General features: G+C 61.6%; 18 protein-coding genes and 1 tRNA gene. 7 read left to right on the top strand and 12 right to left on the bottom strand.

Features of this window, described 5'->3' with window-relative positions:
• Positions 1–12: 12 nt before the first annotated feature.
• The 3 genes from ROSMUCSMR3_RS18340 to lepA form a co-directional block, all read right to left on the bottom strand.
• Positions 13–87: transfer RNA gene (locus ROSMUCSMR3_RS18340), tRNA-Val, on the bottom strand.
• Between the two features lie 19 nt (positions 88–106).
• Complete coding sequence (locus ROSMUCSMR3_RS18335) at positions 107–634, bottom strand: HU family DNA-binding protein (protein ID WP_081508298.1); 528 nt, start codon at positions 632–634, stop codon at positions 107–109.
• Positions 635–726: 92 nt separating this feature from the next.
• The gene (lepA, locus tag ROSMUCSMR3_RS18330; RefSeq protein WP_008281952.1) at positions 727–2,526 is read right to left on the bottom strand and encodes a translation elongation factor 4; all 1,800 of its coding nucleotides are present in this window, start codon (positions 2,524–2,526) and stop codon (positions 727–729) included.
• Between the two features lie 164 nt (positions 2,527–2,690).
• On the opposite strand from lepA, the gene ROSMUCSMR3_RS18325 reads away from it, so the two are divergent.
• Complete coding sequence (locus ROSMUCSMR3_RS18325; RefSeq protein ID WP_081508297.1) at positions 2,691–3,200, top strand: PhnA domain-containing protein; 510 nt, start codon at positions 2,691–2,693, stop codon at positions 3,198–3,200.
• Positions 3,201–3,203: 3 nt separating this feature from the next.
• On the opposite strand, the gene ROSMUCSMR3_RS18320 is transcribed toward ROSMUCSMR3_RS18325, so the two are convergent.
• Complete coding sequence (locus tag ROSMUCSMR3_RS18320; RefSeq protein ID WP_081508667.1) at positions 3,204–3,992, bottom strand: crotonase/enoyl-CoA hydratase family protein; 789 nt, start codon at positions 3,990–3,992, stop codon at positions 3,204–3,206.
• A 108-nt stretch (positions 3,993–4,100) separates the two neighbouring features.
• Between ROSMUCSMR3_RS18320 and ROSMUCSMR3_RS18315 the strand changes: the two genes are divergently transcribed.
• The gene (locus ROSMUCSMR3_RS18315) at positions 4,101–5,213 is read left to right on the top strand and encodes a pyridoxal phosphate-dependent aminotransferase (protein ID WP_081508296.1); all 1,113 of its coding nucleotides are present in this window, start codon (positions 4,101–4,103) and stop codon (positions 5,211–5,213) included.
• A 15-nt stretch (positions 5,214–5,228) separates the two neighbouring features.
• Here ROSMUCSMR3_RS18315 and ROSMUCSMR3_RS18310 read toward each other — a convergent pair whose 3' ends face one another.
• From ROSMUCSMR3_RS18310 to ROSMUCSMR3_RS18295, 4 genes are read right to left on the bottom strand one after another with little or no spacing between them, the layout of a single operon-like run.
• Positions 5,229–5,885 carry a DUF3726 domain-containing protein gene (locus tag ROSMUCSMR3_RS18310; RefSeq protein ID WP_081508295.1) on the bottom strand — a complete coding sequence of 219 codons (657 nt, stop codon included), beginning with the start codon at positions 5,883–5,885 and terminating at the stop codon, positions 5,229–5,231.
• Positions 5,882–7,537, bottom strand: coding sequence for a hypothetical protein (locus ROSMUCSMR3_RS18305; protein WP_081508666.1), 1,656 nt, complete (start codon positions 7,535–7,537; stop codon positions 5,882–5,884). The genes ROSMUCSMR3_RS18310 and ROSMUCSMR3_RS18305 overlap by 4 nt, the downstream gene beginning before the upstream one ends.
• 20 nt (positions 7,538–7,557) lie before the next feature.
• Positions 7,558–8,547 carry a membrane dipeptidase gene (locus ROSMUCSMR3_RS18300; protein ID WP_081508294.1) on the bottom strand — a complete coding sequence of 330 codons (990 nt, stop codon included), beginning with the start codon at positions 8,545–8,547 and terminating at the stop codon, positions 7,558–7,560.
• Complete coding sequence (locus ROSMUCSMR3_RS18295; RefSeq protein ID WP_081508293.1) at positions 8,544–9,998, bottom strand: aldehyde dehydrogenase family protein; 1,455 nt, start codon at positions 9,996–9,998, stop codon at positions 8,544–8,546. The genes ROSMUCSMR3_RS18300 and ROSMUCSMR3_RS18295 overlap by 4 nt, the downstream gene beginning before the upstream one ends.
• A 139-nt stretch (positions 9,999–10,137) precedes the next feature.
• Here ROSMUCSMR3_RS18295 and ROSMUCSMR3_RS18290 point away from each other — a divergent pair, with 139 nt between their 5' ends.
• Entirely contained in the window at positions 10,138–11,043 is a 906-nt protein-coding gene (locus ROSMUCSMR3_RS18290) for a LysR family transcriptional regulator (RefSeq protein WP_081508292.1), read from the top strand.
• A gap of 11 nt (positions 11,044–11,054) precedes the next feature.
• On the opposite strand, the gene ROSMUCSMR3_RS18285 is transcribed toward ROSMUCSMR3_RS18290, so the two are convergent.
• Positions 11,055–11,741 (bottom strand): arylesterase, encoded by a 687-nt coding sequence (locus tag ROSMUCSMR3_RS18285; RefSeq protein WP_081508291.1) that lies wholly within the window; start codon positions 11,739–11,741, stop codon positions 11,055–11,057.
• Here ROSMUCSMR3_RS18285 and ROSMUCSMR3_RS18280 point away from each other — a divergent pair.
• The 4 genes from ROSMUCSMR3_RS18280 to ROSMUCSMR3_RS18265 all read left to right on the top strand — a co-directional run bounded on the left by ROSMUCSMR3_RS18280 (position 11,740) and on the right by ROSMUCSMR3_RS18265 (position 17,820).
• Positions 11,740–12,417: an ABC transporter ATP-binding protein gene (locus tag ROSMUCSMR3_RS18280; RefSeq protein ID WP_081508290.1), complete on the top strand. Its 678-nt coding sequence runs from the start codon at positions 11,740–11,742 to the stop codon at positions 12,415–12,417. The two genes, ROSMUCSMR3_RS18285 and ROSMUCSMR3_RS18280, sit on opposite strands and share 2 nt — an antisense overlap.
• Entirely contained in the window at positions 12,414–14,936 is a 2,523-nt protein-coding gene (locus ROSMUCSMR3_RS18275; protein WP_081508289.1) for an ABC transporter permease, read from the top strand. The genes ROSMUCSMR3_RS18280 and ROSMUCSMR3_RS18275 overlap by 4 nt, the downstream gene beginning before the upstream one ends.
• Before the next feature lie 137 nt (positions 14,937–15,073).
• On the top strand, positions 15,074–15,940 hold the full coding sequence (locus ROSMUCSMR3_RS18270) for an inositol monophosphatase family protein (RefSeq protein WP_081508288.1): 867 nt from the start codon (positions 15,074–15,076) through the stop codon (positions 15,938–15,940).
• 92 nt (positions 15,941–16,032) lie between these two features.
• Positions 16,033–17,820: a LuxR C-terminal-related transcriptional regulator gene (locus ROSMUCSMR3_RS18265; RefSeq protein WP_081508287.1), complete on the top strand. Its 1,788-nt coding sequence runs from the start codon at positions 16,033–16,035 to the stop codon at positions 17,818–17,820.
• 231 nt (positions 17,821–18,051) lie between these two features.
• Here ROSMUCSMR3_RS18265 and gcvP read toward each other — a convergent pair whose 3' ends face one another.
• The 3 genes from gcvP to gcvT all read right to left on the bottom strand — a co-directional run bounded on the left by gcvP (position 18,052) and on the right by gcvT (position 22,528).
• On the bottom strand, positions 18,052–20,901 hold the full coding sequence (gene gcvP, locus ROSMUCSMR3_RS18260) for an aminomethyl-transferring glycine dehydrogenase (protein WP_081508665.1): 2,850 nt from the start codon (positions 20,899–20,901) through the stop codon (positions 18,052–18,054).
• 122 nt (positions 20,902–21,023) lie between these two features.
• On the bottom strand, positions 21,024–21,383 hold the full coding sequence (gene gcvH, locus ROSMUCSMR3_RS18255) for a glycine cleavage system protein GcvH (RefSeq protein WP_008281921.1): 360 nt from the start codon (positions 21,381–21,383) through the stop codon (positions 21,024–21,026).
• A 20-nt stretch (positions 21,384–21,403) separates the two neighbouring features.
• On the bottom strand, positions 21,404–22,528 hold the full coding sequence (gene gcvT / locus ROSMUCSMR3_RS18250) for a glycine cleavage system aminomethyltransferase GcvT (protein ID WP_081508286.1): 1,125 nt from the start codon (positions 22,526–22,528) through the stop codon (positions 21,404–21,406).

Genomic DNA, 22,528 nt, shown 5'->3' with positions numbered 1-22,528 from the left:
AATAGGAGATAATGGTGGGTGATAAGGGATTTGAACCCCTGACATCTTCGATGTGAACGAAGCGCTCTACCACTGAGCTAATCACCCGCCGTGGGGGCTTTTAGCGTCACTCTTCGCCCTGTGCAACACCCTCTTTCATATCTTCGTCACTGTCGTCGTCGTCAGCTTCGGTGTCGGGTCCGGCACCGGGTTTCGCTTGTCGGATTTTGGCGATGATGATGCGGGCATTGGCCATGTCACGCACCCGGTTGATTTTGATCTTGCCCAGGGGCGGCAGGTTGATTTCGCGCCCCTCCGCCAGAACTTCGCCCAAGACTTCTAGCACCGCCTCGACCACGGGCTTGGCATTCTTTTTCTTGATGTCACCCTTGGCCAGAACCTTGTCGATCAGTTCCTGCTTTTTCAACTCCGGCCCGCTGTCTGTCGGGATAGCCTCGGCGACGGCCAAGGTGATGACATTTCCGGTGTCGGTCTCGGCGCTCACAGTCTCGGCCACAACCGCGATCTCCGCCTCGGGTGCAGCCTCCTGAGGTGGGGCGACCTTTCGGGTAGTCCGGGGTTTGGCCGCACCAGTCTTGGTCGTGGTTCGGGTCGTCGTCTTGCGCGGGCTCTTGGTTTTGGCCTTGGTCGTCATGATGCGCCTCTATTGTTTCGCTGCTGGAAACACGCTAGCGCGCGGCGCGGCGTAACGCCAGTAAGAGTTGCACCGCGTCGCAGACAGACTGCTTAGCTGTCCATCTTGAGTGCGGAAATGAACGCCTCTTGCGGGATGTCCACCTTGCCGAATTGGCGCATCTTCTTTTTGCCGGCCTTCTGCTTTTCCAAGAGCTTCTTTTTCCGCGTGGCGTCGCCACCATAGCATTTGGCGGTCACATCCTTGCGCAACGCCGAGAGCGTCTCGCGGGCGATCACCTTGCCACCGATGGCCGCCTGTATGGGGATCTTGAACATGTGGCGCGGGATAAGATCCTTGAGCTTTTCGCACATCGCCCGCCCGCGCATTTCAGCGCGGTCACGGTGGACCATCATCGAGAGGGCATCCACAGGTTCGTCATTCACGAGAACCTGCATCTTGACCAGACTATCCTCACGATACCCTTCAAGGTGATAGTCAAAGGATGCATAGCCCTTGGTCACGGATTTCAGCCGGTCGTAAAAATCAAACACGACCTCGTTGAGCGGCAAGTCATAGACAACCATCGCCCGCGCCCCGGCATAGGTCAGATCCATCTGGATGCCGCGCCGATCCTGACAAAGTTTGAGCACATCGCCAAGGTATTCATCCGGCACCAGAATCGTCGCCTTGATGCGCGGCTCTTCGATATGACCCACATAGGTCAGATCGGGCATATCGGCAGGGTTGTGCAGGTCGCGCCGCGATCCGTCCTTCATGTAGAGGTGATAGATCACCGACGGGGCCGTGGTGATCAACTCGATGTTATATTCCCGCTCGATCCGGTCGCGGATCACTTCGAGGTGCAAGAGCCCGAGAAAGCCACAGCGAAACCCAAAGCCAAGCGCCGCCGATGTTTCCATCTCATAGCTAAAGGAGGCGTCATTCAGCGCCAGCTTCTCGATTGCGTCGCGCAGATCCTCGAACTCGTTGGAATCTACAGGGAAAAGCCCGCAGAACACCACCGGCACAGAGGGTTTGAACCCCGGCAAGGCCTTGTCGCACGGGCGTTTTTCATGAGTGATGGTATCGCCCACCTTGGTATCGCGCACCTGCTTGATCGACGCGGTGATAAAGCCGATTTCGCCGGGTCCAAGGCTCTCGACCTTTTCCATCTGCGGGCGGAAGACGCCGATCCGCTCGACATTATAGGTGGCCTCGGTCTGTATCATATGGATGCGGTCGCCGCGTTTCATGCGTCCGTCCATGATCCGCACCAGAACGACCACGCCCAGATAGGCATCATACCAGCTATCCACCAGCATCGCCTTCAACGGCGCATTCTCATCGCCTTTCGGCGCGGGCAAATGTTTGACGATAGCCTCGAGCGTTTCAGCGATGCCGACACCAGTTTTTGCCGACACGCGAATGGCGCCGCTTGCGTCAATGCCAATCACATCCTCGATCTGCTCGGCCACCCGGTCGCACTCGGACGCGGGCAAGTCGATCTTGTTGAGAATGGGAACAATTTCGTGACCTGCGTCAATCGCCTGATAGACATTGGCCAGCGTCTGCGCCTCGACGCCTTGCGTGCTGTCCACCACCAGAAGGCTGCCCTCGACCGCGCGCATGCTGCGGCTGACCTCATAGGCGAAATCCACATGTCCGGGCGTGTCGATCAGATTGAGCACATAAAGCTCGCCATTCTGCGCCTTGTAGTCGATGCGCACCGTATTGGCTTTGATCGTGATCCCCCGCTCGCGCTCGATGTCCATGGCATCCAGCATCTGCGCCTTCATATCACGGTCCTGCACCGTGCCGGTCGATTGGATCAACCGGTCAGCAAGGGTGGATTTGCCGTGGTCGATATGAGCCACGATCGAAAAATTGCGGATGTGAGCAAGGTCTGTCATAGCTTTGGCATATGTATGGGAATAGGCGTTTGGTCAAGGTGGGATGATGTGCCCAAACACGCGCAAATGCAGCCCCGCAACAGCGACGGTGCAGTCTAGGCTTTTTTCCCGTCAGTTCGGGGGCTAAGGGATCACAGCCCTCTCTTGAACCGGAGTTTCCCGTTATGCCTTGCGCCCTTTGTGCCGCCGATGCCCCGCTTCGTCCTTATGCCGTGTCGGGCGGGCCTGAGGCGGCCAGTGTCGATCTCTGCGCTCTTTGCGCCGATCAGATCGACGGCACGCTTGAGCCTGAGCATTGGCGCTGTCTTGCCTCGTCGATGTGGTCCGAGGATACCCCGGTTCAAGTTCTCGCGGCGCGCATCTTGGCCCGCCTCTCTGATCACGATTGGGCGCGGGATTTGGTCGATCAACTTTGGCTTGATGAGGACACCCGCGCATGGGTGGACAACCTGCCCCAAGATAGCGGGCATCGCGACAGTAACGGCGTGCCATTGGCGCAGGGCGATACCGTTGTTCTGATCAAGGATCTGCCGGTCAAGGGGGCCAATTTCACCGCCAAACGCGGCACGGCAGTGCGCGGCATTTCCCTTGTTCTTGACAACCCGGCCCATATCGAAGGCCGGGTCGAGGGGCAGCGTATCGTGATCCTGACCGAGTTCGTGAAGAAGCGCTGAGCGCTACCCCCGAAACACCGGCGCGCGCGCCGCCAGATTGGCCGAAATCTGCTCCATCTGATCCGGCTTGCCAATCAGGGCCGCCTGCTCGCGGCTCTCAGCCATCAGAATTGCGGCCTCATCGGCCCCGCTCTCGGCCACACCGATCAGGCGCTTTGCGGCGCGAATAGCCGAGGGGCTGCGGCCCGCAATCTCAGTTGCCAGATCTTGCGCCGCCGCCAGCGGATCATCCGCCAGTTCCGTGACCAGCCCCCAGGCCAAAGCCTGCGTCGCCGAAATCGGCCGCGCCGTATAGGTCATGCGCCGGATCACATCAGAGCCGGTCAAGTGCGGAAGGAGCGCCATGCCGCCCATGTCGGGGATCAGTCCCCATTTCATCTCCATGATCGCAAGCTCTGTATCGGGTGCCGCAATCCGGATATCCGCCCCAAGCGCAAGCTGAAAGCCCGCGCCATAAACAACCCCATGCAACGCCGCGATAACCGGCACTGGCACCTGCCGCCAGACCATCGCCACCGCTTGAAAGAGATTGCCCGTGCCATGGCTGCGCGGCAGGATAAGCCCCTCTGGATCCCCCGCCGCCAATTGCGCAAAGCTCATCACATCAAGACCGGCACAAAATGCCTTGCCCTCGCCGGACAACACCACGGCACGAATATCTGCCTCAATCAGCGCCTGCCCTGCGGCCACGATGGCCTCGGCCATAGTAGGATCAAGCGCATTGCGTTTATCCGCGCGGGTCAGCGTCACATGTGCGATGTGATCCCTGATCTCGGTCGTGACTCGGACCATGGCCATTCCTCCCTTTTGCGCCATGAAACACCACTCCCCTTGCTCAGACCAGCACTACGTCGCGGCACACCCTTGCAAGGCGGCGCGGCATCCCTTTAACTGCGCGCCATGACATATCCGCGCTATACCCCCTTGATCGAGAGCCTGCCCGCATCTGTCCCCTTTGTCGGGCCAGAGGAACAGGAACGCCAACGCGGCGCGCCTTTTGCCGCGCGCCTCGGGGCCAATGAAAATCTCTTTGGCCCCTCACCCCACGCGCTCGCCGCGATCCGGGCCGAGGCCGAGAATGTTTGGAAATATGGCGACCCCACCAGCCATGATCTGCGCGCAGCGCTTGCCGATCACATGGGCGTAGCGCTTGAGAATGTGCTGGTGGGTGAGGGCATAGACGGTCTTTTGGGCAATCTCGTGCGCCTGCTGATTGGCACCGGCGATGCGGTCGTCACCTCTGACGGGGCTTATCCCACCTTCAACTACCATGTGACTGGGTTTGGCGGGGCGCTGCACAAAGTGCCCTACCGCGATGATCACGAAGATTTACCCGCGTTGGTCGCCCGCGCGCATGAGGTCGGAGCGAAATTGATCTATTTCGCCAATCCCGACAATCCGATGGGCACTTGGGTGCCGGGTGCGGATGTGACCGCAGCGCTCGACACCCTGCCCGACGGCTGCATTCTGTGCCTGGACGAGGCCTATGTTGAATTCGCACCCGAGGGCACGGCAGCCGATATTGCCCCCGACGATCCCCGCGTCATCCGCATGCGGACATTCTCCAAGGCCTATGGCATGGCCGGGGCCCGCATCGGCTATGCGGTAGGGGCGGCTGCACTGATCAAAAGCTTTGATAAGATCCGCAATCATTTCGGCATGAACCGTATGGCACAGGTCGGGGCACTGGCCGCTCTCCACGACACCGGCTGGCTTGCGCATGTGCAGGCCGAGGTGCGGCGCTCTCGGGACAGTATTGCGCAGGTCGCCAAAGAAAACGGGCTAAGCGCGCTGCCCTCTGCCACCAATTTCGTCACGGTCGATTGTGGCTGCGACGGGGCCTATGCCCGTCGTGTTCTGGCCGGACTGGTGGCACGTGGTGTGTTTGTGCGCATGCCCTTTGTCGCGCCGCAGGATCGCTGCATCCGCATCAGTTGCGGTCGGGCAGAGGAGATGGAGGTTTTGGCCAAAACCCTGCCAGAGGCGCTGCGCGACGCAGATCAAACCGGCTGATCTAAGGCGCGGCCCTCAATCATTGTCGCTCGATTGCGCCCCGGCACGTTGCCGGGACACATCCGATGCGGGAACGGTCGTCAAAAGCGCCAAACCATCCAGTGTTGTCCACACATCTCGGTCAATGCGCCCGTCGAACTGGCCCGGCGCAGCCGCTGCGCTGGATTTTGCCAAACTGATCGTCACCTCTGCCCCAGAGCGGTCGCCCGCCCCGCGCATCGCGGACAAATCCGGCACTGGCTCTGACTCAGTCAGACAGATCGTTTGTGACCCAAGGTCCAAATCCAGCGGCGCACCCAATCGCTCGGCCACCCGTGCCAAGAAGGGCACAAGCAGCAATGGCTCGACCACATCCTGAAGCGTTACCGGCAGCACGCATGGCCCCTCTGGCAATCCGGCGTGGTCCATCAGTACGATGCCCTTCAGCAAGGGACAGGTGGCATCGCGCCGTTCCAGAACCCGCAACAGCATCGCTGTCCCCGGCAAGCCAGCCCGCGCAAGCCAGCCGCAGGCCCAGCCCGCCTCTTCCGCCTCACCCCAGCTTAGCCCCGCACCGCGCGCCGCCTTGGTCGCGAGTGCCGTAATTTCGGACAGGGAGAGTTGCATCACCTCCCTTGCCCAGTCTGGCGGCTCTGAGCCCGCGCGCGTCGGGTCTTGGGCGCACTCGGTCATAGGCTCGCCCCCATTGCCATATCCTGCGGATAGGGCGCACCCTGAAAGAGACTGATCCGCACCCAGCGATCCGAGCGGGGATCGAACCGCGTCGCGCCAAAGAACGCCAGCTTGCAGCGCAAAAGATCAATCGGCAGTACATCGGCGGCAATCAGATTGTCGCGCACCTCGGCCAAGGGGCGTGTCGCCGCCATCTGCACGCGGCGCAGCATAAGCCTATGCTCTGGCGCGGCCAGCAAGACCTTTGCAATCGGCGCATCCTCGGGCCACTCCATGAGTGCCCGCGCCAAGGCCGCCGCCTGCCGCGAGATATCCAGTGGCAATTCGCGCTCTGCGCCCGGCTCTGCCGCCCGTTCGCCCAAACGCGGCTCGAGCTTTTCCTCGGAGACATACCAAAACCGCGCGCAGCCCTCGGGCGTGTCATGATCCAGCGCCATTGCCCAGCCATACCGTTCAGACAAAATCGCCCGCGCCCGCGCCACCGTCATCGCACCGTCGATGCCAAAGGCGCTGTCTTCGTCGGCGGCCATGCAGTCGGCCAGACCATCCACCAGATCACCATGCGGTTCTATCATTGCGGCAGCCAGCGCCTCTTGCGCCTCAAGCGGTAGCAGCCTCTCAGCCCAGCGCCAGAGCGCATCCCACGGATGATCGCCGTGGGGGTCCCAACCCGCGCGCAGATGCGCGCAGACCGCAGCCAAACCGTCGCGCAACTCCAGCAACCGCGCCTGTTGCACCGGGTGTCCGCTCTGCCAGCCTTGCGCATTCACCTGCGCGGCCTTCAGCGCCACCTCGAATCCCGCCAAAGTCTCGGGTGTGGCCGTCGCTTGGGCGCGCACCCGCGCCAACGCTTCTTCCCGCGCCATCATCCAGTTGTTGAGCAAGACCGGATGCCGCACCAAAAAGGGGGCCATCCCAAGGCCGGTAGAATTACCTACGCCCAGCATGCGCCGCAGCTCCGGGGCCAATGGCACCGCAAGCGCGCCACCCCGCACCCGAGCCAGATGCTCGACCAGATCAACCGTGTAGGCCCGTGTCAGCCAGACCGACAGCATTTCGGCCTGAAACGGTGCGCGCATTTCGGGGCGCCCGGCAATCCGTGCGCGATCCGCAGCGCCGAACTTGCCCGAGCCATAGACCGCAGTTGTGCGCATCAAATAACCGGTCTCGGTCAGCTCTGCTGCATCAGGCTGCTGCCCCGCCGCCAACCGTGCGACCACATGGTCAAAGAGGCGAACAGACTTGTTTGCACGGCTCAGGCTCAACTCACGCGGACTGACGCGCCCCGCCTCTTGCACAGGCACATTCAACGCCAGCCGCTCCAAATCCTCGGCATCAGGCGTTCCATCAAAGAGTGTGAAGGTCGCGTCCCACGCCGTCGCGATTACCCGATCCGAGCGCATCTCGTCCGGCAAGTCATGCCCAAAGGCCACAAGACTATAGGTCCTCTCAGGACCAATGGCGCGGTAGAGCGCCCGCCCCTGCCCACGCGCGTCAAATTCCCAGACCGGGCGGTCAAACTGCCAGCCCTCTTGCTGCACGCGCCGCAACATCTGGCGCAGAAAGGACAGCCGCGTCGGATGCGCAGCCCCCATCCGTGCCAGACGCATCACAACATCCGGGCTTCGCCGATACTGCGCCGCCTCGGGCATCGGATTGAGCGCGCCGCAAGTCACAGCGCGGCCTCGTTCGGCCCGAAACTCTCGCGAAAGAACCGCAGCCAATTGCCACCCATGATGGCCTCGACTTCTGCAATGCTCATTCCCACGGCGCGCAATCCGTCAGAGATCGCGCCGAAATGCCGGTTATCCTGAAACCACTCTAGCATCGGCGGAAATCCGGGAGCGTCAGCGCTGCCCTCGCCGTAATCGACCGCCTTGGTCCAACGCCCCGACCGCATCCAGTCCACCACCGAGTCGGGCTGATCCTGACAGAGGTCGCTCCCGATTCCGAGCCGCTCGACCCCCATACGATCGACCGTGCGCGCCACCATCTCGCAAAAGGATGACACGGTGCAGCCCCCGCCACCCTGCAAGTGATGTGGATAGAGCGAGAAGCCCAGCATGCCACCCGATTCCGCCAAGGCACCCAGCACGCGGTCAGATTTGTTGCGCCGCGCAGCATGCCACGTCGCGGGATTGGCATGGGTGATCGCAATCGGGCGGGTTGAGTGGGCAATCGCCTCAAGTGTAGAGCGCTCGCTCGAATGGCTCATATCGACCACCAGCCCGACGCGGTTCATCTCTGCCACCACCTCGCGCCCCATCCTGGTCAAACCCGTATCCTCTGCCTCATAGCAACCCGTCGCCAGCAGGGACTGATTGTTATAGGTCAATTGCATGAACCGAAGTCCCAGCCGGTGCAGAACCTCGACCAGCCCGATATCATCCTCGATACAGCTTGGGTTCTGGGCACCAAAGAAAATCGCCGTGCGCCCGGTCTCTTTTGCACGGGTCACGTCCTCGGCCCCAAACCCCTGAAAGATCAGATCCGGAAACCGCTCGAACTGCCGGTTCCACGCCTCGATGTTCAGGACTGTTTCGCGAAAACTCTCATGATAGGTGATGGTGACATGCACCGCATCCACGCCACCCGCGCGCATCTGGCGGAATATCTTTTCCGACCAATTGGCATATTGCAGCCCGTCGATCACCACGCTCATTCCGGCAGCCCCCGTGCCACATAGGCAGTTTTGATGGTCGTGTAGAACTCGGCGGCATATTGCCCCTGTTCGCGCGACCCAAAACTGGACGCGCCGCGCCCGCCAAAGGGCACGTGGTAATCCGTGCCCGCCGTGGGCAAGTTCACCATCACCGTGCCCGCCCGCATATTGGCACGAAAGTGGTTGGCGCGCGCCAAGCTGCGGGTCATGATTCCAGCGGTCAGACCGAATTCGCTGTCATTGGCGATGCTCAGCGCCTCGTCATAACTGGCGGCTTTGATCACACAGGTGATTGGCGCGAACATTTCTTCGCGGTTAATCGCCATATCGTTGCGCGTGCCCGCAAAGACCGCCGGCGCCATGTAATATCCATCGGTCGCGCGTTCCAACCGTTCTCCGCCACACAAAAGCTCTGCCCCCTCTGCCTTACCCTTTTCGATATAGGCCAGATTTTGCGCGAGTTGGTCGGCGCTGACAACTGGTCCGATCTGTGTGCCTGCGTCCAACGCATGCCCAACCTGAAGCGCCCGTGCCGCATCCGCCAGCCGCGCCACGAATTCATCATGCACCGCCGCATGCACGATCAATCTTGAGGCGGCCGTGCATTTCTGCCCCGTGCCGCCAAAGGCCGCCCCCGCCGCATGGGCAACCGCCATATCGAGATCGGCATCATCCAGGATCAGCATCGGGTTCTTTGATCCCATCTCCATCTGCAGCTTGGTCATGTTGGGCACCGCAGCCGCGGCAATGCCCCGCCCGACGTTGACCGAACCGGTAAAGCTGATGGCATCAATGCCGGGATGCGACACCAGCGCTTCGCCCACCGCGCGCCCCGGCCCCATCACAAGGTTGAAAAGACCGCGTGGCATATCCTGTCGCGCAATGATCTCGGCCAGCGCCACCGCGCTTGCCGGCGTCAGATTGGCCGGTTTCCACACCACCGCATTGCCAAAGGCCAAAGCGGGCGCGATTTTCCACGCAGGCGTCGCCACCGGGAAATTCCACGGGCTGACAATCGCCACGACGCCCACAGGTTCGCGGCGCACATCAATGTCAATCTCGGGGCGCACACTCTGGGCGAAATCCCCCATCTGGCGCTGCACTTCGGCGGCGTAGTAGCAAAAGAACTGCCCGGCACGATAGACCTCGCCCGCACCCTCGGCACGCGGCTTGCCCTCTTCTCGGGCGACCATGCCACCAATCTCAGGGCTGCGCGCCATCAACTCGGTGCCAATGGCAATCAGCACATCATGCCGCTTTTGTATGCCAGCCGCCCACCAGGCAGGCTGCGCCGCCCGCGCCGCTGCAATCGCCTCGTCCAGATCGGCGCGGTCGGCCTGTGCATAGGTGCCGATCAAATCCGATACGTCCGACGGGTTGCGGTTCTCGATCCGCGTGTCTGACCCGCGCCAATCGCCTGCAATGAAATTTCCGGTCTGTGGCACCGTCATACGCTCGTCCCTTTCCGTCGATCCGTCACTTTGCGGGGCTTCGCCCGCCTCGCCAGACGATCCGCGATTGACCGAATTAAGGCAAACAAATATAACTGCATCCAACTTCAGTTTCCCTGAAACATCCAACAGGCCAGCCATGATCCGGACCGAAGCCCTGCGCGCCTTTGTCACCGTCACCGAACATGGCAATATCCGCGATGCTGCGGAAATCCTTTGCCGAACACAGTCGGCGGTCTCGATGACCCTCAAGCAGCTTGAGGCGGAATTGGGGGGGCCGCTGTTTGAAAGCGACCGCAAAAGCAAGCTGACAGACCTCGGAACCTTCGTGCTCGATGTTGTGGGGCCCTTGTTGCGCGACCATGACCGTGCGCTAGAGCTGATCACCGGCTATGCGCGGGGGTACTCGGGCCGTCTGCGGATTGCGGCGGTCCCCTCGGTGGCGGCGCTGATCCTGCCCGCCATTCTCAAGACCTTTGTAGAGGCCCGCCCCGAGGCCGAAATTGATCTTTACGACACCGACAGCGCCAGCGTTCGCGAAATGCTCTTGCGCGGGGACACTGATCTTGGTCTGGCCAGCCCCGCAGCAGAGCCCGACGGGCTGCGCGCGATTCCTCTTTTCACCGATGCCTTGGTCTTTGTGTGCAACTCGGCACATCCGCTTGCAGCCGAGACGCGCCCGCTTGCGTGGCATCAACTGAGCGGCGAGCGCTTGATTTTGAACGAAACCCTCAGCGCACTATCGACGCCCGAGTTCAAAACCCTCGCGGCGCGTGCGCGCCTCTCGGTGCGCAACCTGACATCGCTTTTGGCGATGGTGCAGGCCGACGCGGGCGACACGATCCTGCCCGGGCTGGCCACCCGCGCCTTGCCCGACGGCGTTGTAACGCGACCGCTGGCCGATGCCGCCTGTCTGCGGCGCGTTAGCCTGCTGGTGCGCGACGGACGCACACCCAGCCCGGTAGCGGCTGCCTTCATCGACATGCTCTGCGACGCACTGCCCGATATGGCGCAGCGCTTTGGCCTGCGCGAACCCTGGAGCTAGGGGCGTCGGCGTTACTCCGCCTGCGCCGCCTCGATCAAGGCGCGCAGGTGCGGCCCCAAGCCCTCGACGATGCGCGCCACACCCTCGGCATTTGGATGAATGCCATCCGCCTGAAACCATTGCTGCAAAGCCGCAGGATCGCCGCCGCCCAGCCCCGCAAAGAAATCCGGTGCATAGAACGCACCATAAGCCTCTGACAGTTCTGGATAAATCGCATCGAAAGAAGATTTATACTCGGCCCCATAATTGCCCGGAGCCGAGAGGCCAACCAGCAAAACCTCGACCTCATTCGCCTGCGCTATTCTCAGGATACTCTCGAGATTGCGGCGACTGACCGCCGGATCAATGCCGCGCAAAAGATCATTGCCACCCAAGGTAACAATCATCGCATCCACCTCGGGCGTTAGGCTCCACTCCACCCGCGCCGCCCCGCCCGCCGTGGTATCGCCGGACACGCCCGCATTGATCAATTCCGCCTCAACCCCTTGATCCTCCAACCATTTCCGCATCTGCGGGACCAACCCATCCTGCTCTGGCAGGCCGTAACCTTGGGTCAAACTGTCGCCAAGGGCCAGAACCGTGACCGGCTCTGCCGCCATCACGGGGCTGACAAGGCAGAGAAACGCCGCTACCACCTTGCCCAAGGGCCGTGCGGCCCCATATGTCAGAAAACCTTTGTAAATCAGGCGCAAACGCATGAGTTCTCCTATCCTGTCCCTCACCGACGTCACGCTGTCACTGGAGGGGAATGCCGGTCTCGTGCGCATACTTCACGGGATTTCACTCGATGTCCACAAGGGCGAGACCTTGGGCCTGATCGGGCCCTCCGGCTCTGGCAAATCTTCGCTGTTGATGCTCATGGGCGGATTGGAGCGCGCCACCTCTGGGCGCATCACGGCCTTGGGCCAAGACCTTTCGGCGATGAACGAAGATCAACTGGCGCGCTTGCGACGTGAGAATTTTGGCGTGGTGTTCCAGTCTTTTCACCTTATTCCAACGATGACAGCGCTCGAAAATGTAGCAACTCCCCTCGAACTTGCGGGCGTTGCAGATGCCCATGGCCGCGCGCAAGAGGAACTGTCAACCGTAGGGCTTGCGGCGCGCGCAGGCCATTACCCCTCGCAGCTATCGGGTGGCGAGCAACAGCGCGTGGCCCTTGCCCGCGCCGCAGCACCCCGCCCGGCCATCATCCTCGCGGATGAGCCGACCGGCAATCTCGACAGCACGACAGGGGCGAGCATCATCGACCTGCTCTTTGGCCTGCGTGACCGGCATGGGGCGACACTTGTGCTTGTCACCCATGACCCCGAGCTTGCGGCACGCTGTGACCGCGTGATCAGCCTGCGCGATGGCCGCGTCGAGGCCGCCGCATGAGCCTGCGCATAGCGGCCCGCCTTGCCCGGCGCGAATTGCGCGGCGGCCTGCGTGGCTTTCGCATCTTTCTGGCGTGCGTGATCTTGGGCGTGGCGGCAATCGCCGCAGTGGGCACCCTGCGCGAGAGCATCCGCGCAGGCATGAGCGAACAGGGCGCAGCCATTCTCGGCGGTGACGCGGAACTGGAGCTGACCTACCGTTTCGCCAGCGAAGACGAATACGCGTGGATGGCCCGCAACGCCGATGCCGTCTCGGAAATTGCGGATTTCCGCTCTATGGCGATTGCCCCTGGCGGACGCCGCGAACTGACACAGTTGAAAGCCGTGGATCACGCGTATCCATTGGTGGGCACTGTGGTTCTATCCCCCGACATGCCACTGGATGTGGCATTTGGTGGCGCGGGCGGTGTGCCCGGCGCAGTGATGCAGCCGATTTTGGCGGCCCGGTTGGGCATTACGGTGGGCGACACCTTTCGCTTGGGCGAACGCGAGTTTCGACTGATGGCTGAACTTGTGAAAGAGCCGGATCAAACGCGCGCAGGATTTGGCCTTGGCCCCCGGACTATTGTCAGCCGCGCCAATTTGGACGGCTCTGGCCTGCTCAGCGCAGGCTCGTTGTTCACCACCAAATATCGCCTCGATCTTCCAGAGGGTACTGATCTGGCTGCATTTGAAGCGCGCGCGCTGCAAGAGCTTGATGGCTCCGGCTTTCGCTGGTCGGATGCCCGAAACGCCAGCCCGCGTGTCGCAGAATTCGTGACCCGCCTTGGGGCGTTCCTGGTTCTTGTCGGGCTCTCCGGGCTTGCGGTCGGGGGGGTTGGCATCTCGGCAGCGCTGCGCGCCTATCTTGCAGGCAAAGTGCAGGTCATCGCGACATTGCGCACCCTTGGGGCCGATCAACGGACGATTTTCCTGACCTATTTCATTCAGGTCGGCGTGCTGGCGCTGCTTGGCATTATTGGCGGCCTGATCCTCGGCGTGGGGCTGCCGGTACTCCTCGGGCCTGTGATCGCGGCGCGGCTACCCGTGCCTGCCATTTTTGCCCCCTATGCCGCCCCCATGGCAGAGGCCGCGCTCTACAGCGTGCTCAGCGTGCTGATCTTTACACTCTGGCCCCTTGCGCGCGCGCGAAACATCCGCGCGGCCGCCCTCTACCGTGAAGCAGCGGGCGCAACACGTCGCTGGCCCGGTTGGCCTTGGATCGCGACAACCCTTGGGCTGATCGCGCTGCTTCTTTTGGCTGCAATGCTCTTTTCCGGCAACACCCCGCTCACCCTATGGACAGCGGGCGGTATCGGTGCTGCGCTCTTGGTTCTCACCTTGGCGGCCATGCTTGTCCAACGGCTGGCCCGCAGCCTGCGCCCGCGCCTGCGTGGTCGACCTGCCCTTGGCTGGGCGCTTGGCGCAATTGGCGGGCCGGGTACGACGGCAGGGCCTGTCATGCTCTCGCTTGGCCTTGGTCTGGCTGTTCTGGCAGCCGTGGGGCAAATCGACGGTAACCTGCGCCGCGCCATCGCCGCCGACCTGCCAGAGCGCGCGCCCTCCTTTTTCTTTGTCGACCTGCAAAAAGATCAGATGGACTGGTTCCTGGACCGGCTAGAGACCGACCAAGCCGTCAGCCGCATCGACAATGCGCCGATGCTGCGAGGCATCATCAGCCGTATCAATGGCCGGCCCGCAACAGAGGTGGCACCGGGGCATTGGGTGGTCGAGGGCGACCGCGCCGTGAGCTACGCCGATGCCCTGCCCGCCCGCACCACAATCACCGCCGGCACGTGGTGGGGTGAAGGCTATAGCGGTGCACCGCAACTCAGTTTTGCCGCTGAAGAGGCGATGGAAATGGGCATCGGCATTGGTGATGAAATCACCGTCAACATTCTGGGCCGCGACATCACAGCCCCCATCACCTCGCTGCGAGAGGTGGATTTTTCCAGCGTCGGGATGGGCTTTGTCCTTTTGATGAACCCGGCGGCGGTGGCCGGCGCGCCACATACCTTCATCGCCACAGTCTATGCCGATGACCAAGAAACCGAGGAAAACATCCTGCGCGACGTGACCGACCGGTTCCCCAATGTGACCGCGATCAACGTTCGCGATGCGCTAAGCCAAGTGACCGACCTCTTGGCGGGTCTGGCCTCGGCCACCTCATGGGGGGCGTCAATCACACTGCTTACCGGTTTTCTGGTGCTCATTGGCGCGGCAGCGGCCGATCAGCGCGCGCGCACCTATGAGGCAGCCATCCTCAAGACCCTCGGGGCCACACGCGGCCGGATCCTCACCAGCCTCGTTTTGCGAGCCCTTATCCTTGGGGGTGCCGCCGGGGGGGTGGCCTTGGGCGCTGGCATCGGTGGTGGTTGGGCCGTCAGCCATTTCGTGATGGACACCTCATTTACCGTGATCTGGCCCTCTGCCATAGGGATCATCTTTGGCGGCATGTTGGTCACGCTATTGGCGGGGCTGGTCTTTGCCTTGGGCCCGCTGCGCGCGCGTCCGGCACGGACCCTGCGCGCGCGCGAATAAGCCCGCGACGAGCAGGTTTCTTTTTGGCTAAAATACTCTGGGGGTCCGGGGGTGAAACCCCCGGTCTTTAAGGCCAATGCCGCGTTGATTTCAGTCCCCAAGGCTGGCACTCCACCGGAGTCCCGACAGGAGATGACATGACCGATTCGCTGCCTATCCCGCTCTCTGCTCCGCTCACGCCAGCGCAACAGACCATGCTGGTCAATCTCGTGCGCCGCGCCGCGCGGGCCGAAATCATGCCACGGTTTCGCACGGTGACACGGGCCGACGCCAGCACCAAATCCGGGCCGCATGATCTGGTGACCGAGGCCGATCATCAGGCCGAGGCGATGCTGGCGCGGGGGCTGCAACGGATGTTTCCCCATGCGCTGATCGTGGGCGAAGAGGCGGTGGCAGCCAAGCCGACCCTGCGCGAGGATGTGTCCGAGGCGGAACTGGCCTTTATCATCGACCCGGTGGACGGCACCTGGAACTTCGTGCACGGCCTGCCGCTTTTTGGTGTGATCATCGCCGTCACCCGCTTTGGCCGCCCGGTGCTGGGCCTGCTGTATGACCCTGTCTCGGATGACTGGGTTATCGCCGATGAGGCTGCGCCTGCGAGAATGGCGACGGTTCAGGGTGCAGAGCGTCTTGTGCGCGTGTCAGGCGGCGGGGCTTTGGCAGAATTGCAAGGCTATATTCACTTCTCTCTTATGCCGAAGGACCGGCAAGAAAAGCTGGCCCCCCTGTTACCCGCGCTCGGGCGGTGTAACGCCCTGCGCTGTTCTTGCCATGAATACCGTCTTTTGGCGCAAGGGGCCGTCGATTTCGTCATGTCAGAGGTTCTCAACCCCTGGGATCATGCGGCGGGCGTGCTCATCTGTCAGCAGGCCGGCGGCGTGGCGCGGATGCTGGATGGGCGCGATTACAATACTTCAATCACTCAGGGAACTCTCCTGAGTGCTGCAAATGAGGCAACTTGGCTCAGTTTAAAGGATCATTTCGCCTGTCTTTTGGAAAGCTGAAGCCAGAAAATCTTTTCATTTGCCTTTGATACGCCATTTCTGCATGACTTAATGGTGGCTTCGGCCAGTTTTAATCTCATCGGATTTCAGGCATGACATCGAACCGGCACACGGCGGATAAAGTCGACGTTGTCACCCTGTCCGACGCGGACCGGGCGGCGACCCTCGACCGTCTTTATGATGTCGCGCTCGATCCCGTGCGCTACGAGGCGCTTCTCGACCATTGGGAAAGCGCGATTGGCCCTCTTCGTGCGCAAGTCGATTTGGATGCGCCGCGTCTGTTGGACGAACCCCAGATTTCAGAACATTTTCGCCGCGCCACCGCATTTCTTGATCGCCTTGCGCCTGAAGACGCGGATCATGATGGCCTCGACGCCATGCTGGCCCCGTTTGACCGTGTGCCTGCCCTCTTGCTGGATCGCTGCCGTCACATCCGAGCCGCAAATCCCGCCGCGCATCAGGCCATGGCCCTGCCTGAAAACGCGCGCCTCTTCGATCTGCCGATCCATGAGGCCGATATGGACGCGCTCGCGGGTGCCCTCGACATTCTTTTCGACAGCCGGGAAAAAGATACCGCCGTGCTTCGGGTGCGTTCGGTGCAGGCGGGTCATCTGATCGTATTCCGGTTGCAGCGCTGTGTTGCCCCCGATGGCTCGGTTCTGGTTCTCGCCGCCTCAAATGAAATAAGCATGCCCCCCGGGTTTTGTGAGATTTTGATCGAAGCCTTCGATCTGACCCAGACCGAGGCGGATATCCTGTGCCATTTGGTGGATTGTCGCGGCGTCAATGAGATTGCCGCCGAGCGCGGGCGCTCCGTGGATACGATCCGGGCGCAAATCAAGTCGCTGCTCGCCAAGACTGAGACCCACTCACAATTAGAACTGGTGCGTCTCGCGCTCTCGATGATCGACATGACCGCTATGACCGTGCGCGCGGCACCGGGTCCACGCGTGGTCAGCCGCGGTTATGCAGCGCTTTCAGAGCGGGATTTCAAATCACTGGTCATGCCCGACGGTCGGCGCGTGGATTATCTCATCCTTGGGGCACCAAGGGGGCGGCCCGTGCTTTACCTCCCCTTAGATTTTGGGTTGGTCCGGTGGCCTGCTTCGGCCGAAGCCTGCGCCACGTTACGTGGCCTCAAAATCATCGTGCCGCTGCGCCCGGGATATGGCCTGTCGGATATGGTGGCACAGGGGGCGGATTATGATGCGGCGCTCTACGATGACACCATGCGCGTCCTGCGCGCCGAGAAGGTGACGCGCTGTCCCATCCTTTGCCTGAGTGGCGATGCCTATTACGCGGTGAAGCTGGCCCGCTTGAATCCTTTGGCCTTCAGTGGGATCGTGGCCTGCTCTGGCATGTTGCCCCTTACCCGCCGCGAACAGTTCGAGCGTATGCACAAATGGCATCGCTTCATCATGGCTGGTGCAAAGTATACACCGCATCTCTTGCCCTTCATGGTCAAGGCGGGATTTCTGCTCGCGCGCAAGATAGGCAAGCGCAACTTTCTGCACGCGGTTTATGGCAACTCGATCGCCGATGTTGCGACGATCGAAGACCCGGAAGCGTTCGAGGCGCTTGCCACCGGGTCCGAAGTCGCCCTTTCCGACAACCATTCAGCGCATGCGGCGTTCTCGCGACAGCTTGTGTCTGGCCAACTCGATGATTGGAGCGCAGACGTCGAGGCTTTGCGTGGCGAGCTGCCGCTTGTGTTCATGAACGGCGCGCAAGACCCGCAGGTGCCGCTGGCCACATTCGAGGAATTTCGCCGGGATTACCCTTGGATCGAATTCCATCTGCTTGAGGATGCGGGGCAACTGGCGTTTTTCCGGCATTGGCGCCCGGTTCTGGATCGGCTCACATTACTGCTCGCCGATTAATTGCTTGCCGATTAATCGCGGCCTTTACCCCATTTGGGGTATGACAGACTCAAGACACTCACATTAGCGTGAAGTTAAGTGATAAGGGCGGCTCGTGTGAGTGATGGCGCATCCGTTTCTGTCGCTTGTCCGCTTTCCTTTGTTAGGGGCGGATAATTTAAAAAGAGTAATTTTAGCAGGACAAAAGGCGGCCTTTACAGGCCGTCTTTTTCTTCTTGCTGCCAAAGGCGGTTATTCTGCGGCCTCGGCGTAGTCCTCCAGCGGTGGACAGGTGCAGATCAGATGTCGGTCACCATAAACATTGTCCACCCGGTTGACCGGCGGCCAATATTTATCCACCCGAAAGGCCCCCGGCGGGAAACAGCCCTGTTCGCGGCTATAGGGACGGTCCCAATCCTTGACGAGATCCTCCATCGTGTGCGGGGCGTTCTTGAGCGGGTTGTTTTCCGCGTCAATCCGACCCTCCTCGATGTCGCGGATCTCTTCGCGGATGGCCAGCATCGCGTCGCAGAACCGATCCAACTCGGCCTTGGTCTCGCTCTCGGTCGGTTCCACCATCAAGGTGCCCGCCACCGGCCAGCTCATCGTCGGCGCATGGAAACCACAGTCGATCAGCCGCTTGGCGATGTCATCCACGGTCACGCCCGCGCTCTCGGCAAAGGGGCGCACATCAAGAATGCACTCATGCGCCACCCGACCACCCCGGCCCTTGTAGAGCACCGGAAACGCCCCTTCGAGCCGCTTGGCGATGAAATTGGCGTTGAGGATCGCCACCCGCGTCGCCTGCGTCAGCCCGGCCCCACCCATCATCAGGCAATAGGCCCATGAAATCGGCAAGAGCGAGGGCGACCCAAAAGGTGCAGCACTGACCGGCCCCTGAGATCCGCCCGTTTCGGGGTGCCCCGGCAGATGCGGCACAAGATGCGCCTTGACCCCAATTGGCCCCATGCCGGGCCCGCCACCGCCATGCGGGATGCAGAACGTCTTGTGCAGGTTAAGGTGGCTCACATCGCCCCCCAAATCACCGGGGCGCGAGAGACCGACCATGGCATTCATATTGGCGCCGTCGATATAGACTTGGCCACCATGGGCGTGGGTGATCTCACAAACCTCGCGCACCGTTTCCTCGAACACACCATGGGTGGACGGATAGGTAATCATGCAGCCGGCAAGGTTATCCGCATGTTTTTCCGCCTTGGTCCGGAAATCCTCGACATCAATATCGCCATTCTCGGCGGATTTGACGACGACCACATCCCAGCCCACCATCTGCGCGCTCGCCGGATTGGTGCCATGCGCGCTGACCGGGATCAGACAGACGCGGCGATGCCCCTGCCCCTGCGCCCGGTGATAGGCGGCAATGGTCAAAAGCCCCGCATATTCCCCCTGCGCGCCAGAATTGGGCTGCATCGTAATCGCAGCATATCCGGTGATATCGCAGAGCTTGGCGCTCAGATCGTCGATCATCTCTTTGTAGCCCAGCGCCTGATCAGCGGGCACAAAGGGATGCAAAAGCGAAAACTCGCGCCAACTGACCGGCATCATCTCGGCTGCGGAATTCAGCTTCATCGTGCAGGACCCCAGCGGGATCATCGCCCGATCCAGCGCCAGATCACGATCCGCCAGCCGCCGCATATAGCGCATCATCTCGGTCTCGGCGCGGTTCATGTGGAAAATCGGATGGGTCAGATAGTCGCTCTCGCGCTGCAACACATCGGGGATGCGGTATTCGGGTGTGAAATCGGCATCCTCCATGATGATGCCAAAGGCGCGCCAGACCGATTCAATCGTCGCGGTGCGGCTGCGCTCATCGAGCGTGATCCCGATCCGTGTCTCGCCCACGCGGCGCAGGTTGATCCCTTCGCGGACCGCCGATTGCAGCACGCCGCGCTGCAAAAGACCAACATCGACCGTGATCGTGTCAAAGAAATCGCCCGGTTCCACATGGAAGCCCGCCGCCTCCAGACCCTTGGCCAGACGCACCGTCTTGCGGTGGATGCGCTGTGCGATGGCGCGCAGCCCCTTGGGGCCGTGAAAAACGGCATACATCGACGCCATGACCGCCAAAAGCGCCTGCGCGGTGCAGACATTCGACGTGGCCTTTTCGCGGCGGATATGCTGCTCGCGGGTTTGCAGACTCAGGCGATAGGCGCGGTTGCCGTGGCTGTCAATCGACACACCCACGATCCGCCCCGGCATGGCGCGTTTATAGGCATCCTTGGTCGCCATATAGGCGGCATGCGGCCCACCATAGCCCACCGGCACGCCAAAGCGCTGCGTCGAGCCAACAGCGATATCCGCGCCCATGGCACCCGGCTCTTTGAGCAGCGTCAGTGCCAGAGGATCGGCAATCACGATCCCAAGCGCACCGCGCTCGTGCAGGGCTGCAATCTCGGGGGTGAAATCGCGCAGGGTGCCATAGGTGCCGGGATACTGGAAAATCGCGGCAAAGACCTTGTCCGCCTCCAGATCATCCGGGCTGCCCACGATCACCTCGATATCCAAGGGCGCGGCGCGGGTCTGGATCACGGCGATATTCTGCGGATGACAATTCTCATCGACGAAAAACGCCTTGGCCTTGGATTTGGCCACGCGCTGCGCCATGGTCATCGCCTCTGCCGCCGCCGTCGCCTCGTCCAGAAGCGAGGCATTGGCAATCTCAAGCCCGGTCAGATCGCTGACCATGGTCTGAAAGTTCAACAGCGCCTCAAGCCGCCCTTGGCTGATTTCCGGCTGATAGGGGGTATAGGCGGTATACCACGCGGGGTTTTCAAAAATGTTCCGCTGGATCGCGGGCGGCGTCACCGTGCCGTGATAGCCCTGCCCAATGAGCGAGGTCAGGACCTTGTTCTTGGACGCGGTCTGCCACATGTGGAACTGTAGTTCCTGCTCGGACTTCGGCTTGCCGAAATCGAGCGGCTTTTCCTGACGGATGGATTTCGGCACCGTCTCGTCAATCAGGGCCTCAAGAGACCCGACGCCCAGCACCTTGAACATCTCGGTCATTTCCTCGGGTGAGGGGCCGATATGGCGGCGATTTGCGAAATCATAGGGCAGATAATCGGTCGCATTGAACGACATGGGTTTGTCCTCATCAGATCGCGCAGGTGGCATCACGCCAACCCGCGGCTTCTTTTTGGCAAAAATACTCCCGCCGGAGGCTCGAAACTCTTTGGGGGCGTCCGCGCCTCCGGCGGGCGGATTCAGGCGATATGGGCCTGATAGGCGGCCTCATCCATGTAATCATCCATCTGGCTGGGATCGGCGGGCTTGATCTTGAAGAACCAGGCATCGCCCATCGGATCTTCGTTGACCTTGCCGGGATTGTCGATCAGCGCATCGTTGACCTCGACGATCTCGCCGTCAATCGGGGCAAGGATATCCGAAGCCGCCTTGACGCTCTCGATCACCACCACCTCGTCATCCTTGCTAACCTCGGTGCCCACTTCGGGTAGGTCGACAAAGACCACATCGCCAAGTTGCTCGCTGGCGTGTTCGGTAATGCCCACGACCACGACGTCATCCTCGACGCGCAGCCATTCATGTTCTTCGGTGAATTTCATCGCTTTCCGGCTCCTGTTGCTCAGCGTTTGAAAGTTGCGGGGGTAAAGGGCAGCTTGGCCACCCGGACAGGCATGCGCTTGCCGCGCACCTCACCGTATAGCTCTGTGCCCTCGGCGGCCAAGCCCTGCGGGACATAGCCCATCGACATTGGCGACTCTATGGTCGGACCAAAGGCACCGGAGGTGACATGGCCAATGGCCTCGCCACCTTCGGCGGCGGCGAAAAGCGGTGTGCCCTCGCGCATCGGCGCGCGGCCTTCGGGGCGCAGGCCCACACGGGCGCGCGAGGCACCTTCGTGCAGTTCTTTTAAAATACGGTCCTCTCCGGGAAATCCGCCCGCGCGTGCGCCGCCTGCACGACGAACTTTCTGGATGGCCCAACTCAGGCTGGCCTCGACAGGGGTTGTGCCGGTGTCGATGTCATGGCCGTAAAGGCACAGACCCGCCTCAAGCCGCAGGCTGTCGCGCGCACCCAATCCAATCGGTGCCACATCTTCGTGGGCCAGCAGGCACCGTGCCAATGACACGGCCTGATCTTCGATCACGGAAATCTCATAGCCATCTTCGCCCGTGTATCCCGAGCGTGAAATCCACAACTCGCCAAACTCCGACGCGAAAACGCCTACGTCCATAAAGCGCATCGCAGCGACATCTGGAACTATGGCGGCCAGCACCGTCTCTGCTGCCGGCCCTTGCAGAGCCAAAAGCGCGCGGTCGGTGATTTCCTCGACCTCGACCCCCATCAGCCCGGCGCGCATATGCGCTATATCCGCAGCCTTGCAGGCCGCGTTGACCACGACGAACATGTGATCGCCCCGGTTGGCCAGCATCAGATCATCCAGAATACCGCCCGCGTCATTTGTGAACATGCCATAGCGTTGCCGCATCACACCCAGACCCAAAAGGTCTACGGGCACCAGCGCCTCCATCGCCTCGGCCACGGCGGCATACCCGCCCGGCGCGCGCAGGATCACCTGCCCCATATGGCTTACGTCGAACAGGCCCGCTTTGGCGCGGCACTGCAGGTGTTCCTTCATCACGCCCATGGGATATTGCACCGGCATGTCATAGCCTGCGAAGGGCACCATCTTGGCCCCCAACTCGCGGTGCAACGCATTCAATGGCGTTATTTGCAGATCAGACAT

This window comes from Roseovarius mucosus (genome assembly GCF_002080415.1).
In the GTDB taxonomy this organism is placed as follows: domain Bacteria; phylum Pseudomonadota; class Alphaproteobacteria; order Rhodobacterales; family Rhodobacteraceae; genus Roseovarius; species Roseovarius mucosus_A.
This window is presented reverse-complemented; position numbering and strand designations above follow the sequence as displayed.